Raw genomic sequence first — 4598 nt, 5'->3', positions numbered from 1 at the left:
GCGCAATCGCGCGACGGCAACGGCTATGCGGTGTTCGGCAAGGTCGTCTCCGGCATGGAGGTCGTCGACAAGATCCGCGCCGTACAGACCGGCAACAAGGGCCCGCACCAGGACGTGCCGGTCCAACCCGTCATCATCAAGCAAGCCACGCTGGAGAAATAACATGAGCAAACTCGTCGACCTGGTCACCAACCACGGCACCATCCGCATCGAACTCGACGACGTGAAAGCGCCGCTGTCGGTCAAGAACTTCCTCTCGTACGTCGAGAAGGGCCACTACGCCGGCACGGTGTTCCACMGCGTCATCAAGGGCTTCATGATCCAGGGCGGCGGTTTCGAGCCCGGCATGAAGCAGAAGCCCACCGATGCACAGATCCAGAACGAAGCCGGCAACGGGCTGAAGAACGACCACTACACGCTCGCGATGGCACGCACCAGCGTGCCGCACTCGGCCACCGCGCAGTTCTTCATCAACGCGACCGACAACGACTTCCTGAACTTCAAGTCCGAGACGCCGTCCGGCTGGGGCTATGCGRTGTTCGGCAAGGTCGTGTCGGGCCATGAGATCGTCGACAAGATCGAGCAGGTGAAGACCGGCAACAAGGGCGGCCACAGCGATGTGCCGCTCGAAGACGTCGTGATCACCGAAGCCAAGGTGGTCTGACCCGCTCCTCTTTTCGCCTACCCGCATCAACCTCCTGCAGTACCGGGGTTCCATGTCGCGCCAGACCGCCGTTGCGCCGCCTCCCTTGCCCAGCCTCTGGGAGTACGCAGCGCCGGTCGACTGGCGCTGCGTGGACTTCATCTCCGACCTGCACCTGAGCGCCGACACGCCGCGCACCTTCGACGCCTGGTCGGCCTACCTGCGCACGACCGATGCCGATGCGGTGTTCATCCTCGGCGACCTGTTCGAGGTGTGGGCCGGCGACGACAGCCGCCACGACGAGTTCGAGGCCCGCTGCGCGAACGAGCTGGCCGAGGCGGCGTGCCGCCGCACGGTCGGCTTCATGGCGGGCAACCGCGATTTCCTGGTCGGGCTCGACATGCTGCGCGACTGCGGCGTGGTCGCGCTGCCCGACCCGACGGTGCTGCAGGCCTTCGGGCTGCGCGTGCTGCTGACGCATGGCGACGCGCTGTGCCTGGACGACACCAAGTACCAGCAGTTCCGCGCGCTGGTGCGCAGCGAGGCCTGGCAGCAGGATTTCCTCGCGAAGCCGCTCGACGAGCGCCGCCGCTTCGCGCGCGCGGTGCGCAACGAGAGCGAGCAGCTCAAGCGCCAGCTCCCGACGCCGATGGACTGGGCCGATGTCGACGGCGCCGCCGCGGTGCGCTGGCTGCATGAAGCGGGCGCGACGACGATGGTGCACGGCCACACGCACCACCCGGGGAGCGAGCCGCTGGCGCCGGGCATGCTGCGCCATGTGCTCAGCGATTGGGAGCTCGACCACCCGCCGCTGCGCGCCGAGGTGCTGCGCCTGAGCGCGCGCGGCTTCAGGCGCATCACGCCGCCAGGCGTGTCCCTGTGACCATGCCGCCAGGCGTGGCGCTGCCTTCCTGAGCCGCCGTGCTGGGGCGCCTGGCTTCGGCATGGCGGGGGTGGCGCGAGCGCCGCACCTTGGCGCGCCGGCCGATTCCCGATGAACTGTGGGCCGAGACGCTCGAACGCTACCCGTTCCTCGGCGACCTCGATGAGGCCGATGCCGCGCAGTTGCGCCGCTTCGCGACGCTGTTCCTCGCCGACAAGCAGTTCCACGGCACGCACGGCGTGGTCGTCAGCGACGCGATGGCGGTCGCGATCGCCGCACAGGCCTGCCTGCCGGTGCTCAAGCTCGGGCTCGACTGGTACGACGGCTTCGTGCTGATCGTCGTGCACCCCGACGAGATGCTCGCAAAGCGCGAGGTCGTCGACGACGACGGCATCGTGCACGAGTACGAAGAGGCGCTCACCGGCGAGGCGCCCGGCGCCGGGCCGATGACGCTGTCGTGGCGCGATGTCGCCGATGCGCAGGAAAACCCGGAGGACGGAAGCGGCTGGGCCTACAACGTCGTGATCCACGAGTTCGCGCACGTCATCGACATGCGCGACGGCCGCTCCGACGGCATCCCGCCGCTGCCGGACAAGCAGGCCCACCTGCGCTGGCGCGAGGTGATGCCGGCGAGCTATGAACGCTTCTGCAGCGAAGTGGATGGCGACGAGGACATCTTCATGGACCCGTACGCCGCCGAAGGCCCGGACGAGTTCTTCGCGGTCGCCTGCGAGACCTTCTTCGTCGCACCGCTCGACCTGCAGGCGTGGGACGCGCCGCTGTACGAGCTGCTGCGCGACTTCTTCGGGCAGGATCCGGCAGCGCGCTTTCCGCTCGCGGATCCGTCGATCACCTGACGCGCCATGAGAAACGGGGCCCGCAGGCCTCGTTCCGGATCACGACTCGCGAAGATCAGGCCGTCGCCGGCTCCGCCTTCGGCTTGTCGATCTTCTTCGCCGGCTGGATGTCGAGCACCGTCTTGCCGTCGGCGTCCACGTCCACCGTCAGGCGGCCACCGTCGACCAGGCTGCCGAACAGCAGCTCGTCGGCCAGCGCACGACGGATCGTGTCCTGGATCAGGCGTTGCATCGGCCGCGCACCCATCAGCGGGTCGAACCCCTTCTTCGCGAGCAGCTTGCGCAACCCGTCGGTGAACGTGACCTCGACCTTCTTCTCCGACAGCTGGCCCTCGAGCTGCAGCAGGAACTTGTCGACCACCCGCAGGATGATCTCTTCGTTCAGCGCCCGGAAGCTGACCGTCGCGTCGAGCCGGTTGCGGAACTCCGGCGTGAACAGGCGCTTGATGTCGGCCATCTCGTCGCCCTGCTCGCGGGAGTTCGTGAAGCCGATCGTCGACTTGTTCATCGTCTCCGCGCCCGCGTTCGTCGTCATGATGATGATGACGTTGCGGAAATCGGCCTTGCGCCCGTTGTTGTCGGTCAGCGTGCCGTGGTCCATCACCTGCAGCAGCACGTTGAAGACGTCCGGATGCGCCTTCTCGATCTCGTCGAGCAGCAGCACCGCATGCGGCTTCTTCGTGATCGCCTCGGTCAGCAGGCCRCCCTGGTCGAAGCCGACGTAGCCCGGAGGCGCACCGATCAGGCGGCTCACGGCATGGCGCTCCATGTACTCGCTCATGTCGAAGCGGATCAGCTCGATGCCCAGGATGAACGCGAGCTGCTTCGCGACCTCGGTCTTGCCGACGCCGGTCGGGCCGCTGAACAGGAACGAGCCGATCGGCTTGTCGGGCTTGCCGAGACCGGAGCGCGCCATCTTGATTGCTGCCGCGATCGCCTCGACTGCCGGCTCCTGGCCGAACACCACGCTGTTCAGGTCGCGGTCCAGCGTCTTCAGCTTGGAACGGTCGTCGTTCGACACGCTGGTCGGCGGGATGCGCGCGATCTTCGCGACGATCTCCTCGACCTCGTTGCGCGTGATGGTCTTCTTCTGCTTGCTCTTCGGCAGGATGCGCTGCGCCGCACCGGCCTCGTCGATCACGTCGATCGCCTTGTCSGGCAGGTKGCGGTCGTTGATGAACTTGGCCGACAGCTCGGCCGCGGCCTGCAGCGCGCCCAGCGCGTATTTCACGCTGTGGTGCTCYTCGAAGCGCGACTTCAGGCCCTTSAGGATSTCGACCGTYTSCTSSACSGWCGGCTCGACCACRTCGACCTTCTGGAAGCGCCGCGACAGCGCCGCATCCTTCTCGAAGATGCCGCGGTATTCRGTGAAGGTGGTCGCACCAATGCACTTCATTGCACCCGAGCTGAGCGCTGGCTTCAGCAGGTTGCTCGCGTCCAGCGTGCCGCCCGAGGCCGCACCGGCGCCGATCAGCGTGTGGATCTCATCGATGAACAGCACCGCGTTCGGCTGGTCCTTCAGGTGCTTCAGCACGCTCTTCAGGCGTTGCTCGAAATCGCCGCGGTACTTGGTACCGGCCAGCAGCGCGCCCATGTCGAGCGAATACACGTTGGCATCGGCCAGGRTCTCCGGCACGTCGCCCTGCGTGATGCGCCAGGCCAAGCCCTCGGCGATCGCCGTCTTGCCAACGCCGGCTTCACCGACCAGCAGCGGGTTGTTCTTGCGGCGGCGGCACAGGATCTGGATCACGCGCTCGACCTCGAGCTCGCGGCCGATCAGCGGATCGATCTTGCCGTCACGTGCCAGCTGGTTCAGGTTCTGCGTGAACTGGTCGAGCGGCGATCCCTTGCCCTCGCCCTCGTCCTTCTCGCCTTCGGCGCTCGGGCCGCCCTCGCTCGGCTTGGCCGGCTCCGGCGGATCGGTCTTCTTGATGCCGTGGGCGATGAAGTTGACGACGTCCAGGCGCGTCACGCCCTGCTGGTGCAGGTAGTAGACGGCGTGCGAGTCCTTCTCGCCGAAGATCGCGACCAGCACGTTGGCGCCGGTCACTTCCTTCTTGCCGCTGCCGGTGGACTGCACGTGCATGATCGCGCGCTGGATCACGCGCTGGAAACCCAGCGTCGGCTGCGTGTCGACCTCTTCGGCACCGCCCACCGTGGGGGTGTTTTCCTTGATGAACTGCGCAAGGCTCTTGCGCAGGTCGTCGATGTTGGC

General features: G+C 66.9%; 5 protein-coding genes. 4 read left to right on the top strand and 1 reads right to left on the bottom strand.

The window, feature by feature from the left end; all coding sequences use genetic code 11:
* The 4 genes from AC1D15_RS18850 to AC1D15_RS18835 form a co-directional block, all read left to right on the top strand.
* The coding region (locus AC1D15_RS18850; protein WP_477827183.1) for a peptidylprolyl isomerase at positions 1-162 on the top strand (162 nt) is incomplete at its 5' end.
* A 1-nt stretch (position 163) separates the two neighbouring features.
* A complete protein-coding gene (locus tag AC1D15_RS18845; protein WP_477827182.1) occupies positions 164-664 on the top strand; it encodes a peptidylprolyl isomerase in 501 nt (166 codons plus the stop codon).
* Between the two features lie 85 nt (positions 665-749).
* Entirely contained in the window at positions 750-1526 is a 777-nt protein-coding gene (locus tag AC1D15_RS18840; RefSeq protein ID WP_477827181.1) for a UDP-2,3-diacylglucosamine diphosphatase, read from the top strand.
* Positions 1527-1564: 38 nt separating this feature from the next.
* Positions 1565-2383 (top strand): M90 family metallopeptidase, encoded by an 819-nt coding sequence (locus AC1D15_RS18835; protein ID WP_477827180.1) that lies wholly within the window; start codon positions 1565-1567, stop codon positions 2381-2383.
* Positions 2384-2438: 55 nt separating this feature from the next.
* Here the strand turns inward: AC1D15_RS18835 and clpA are convergent.
* The coding region (gene clpA, locus AC1D15_RS18830; RefSeq protein ID WP_477827179.1) for an ATP-dependent Clp protease ATP-binding subunit ClpA at positions 2439-4598 on the bottom strand (2160 nt) is incomplete at its 5' end.

Source organism: Rhizobacter sp. P2_H2 (assembly GCF_056403375.1).
This window is presented reverse-complemented; position numbering and strand designations above follow the sequence as displayed.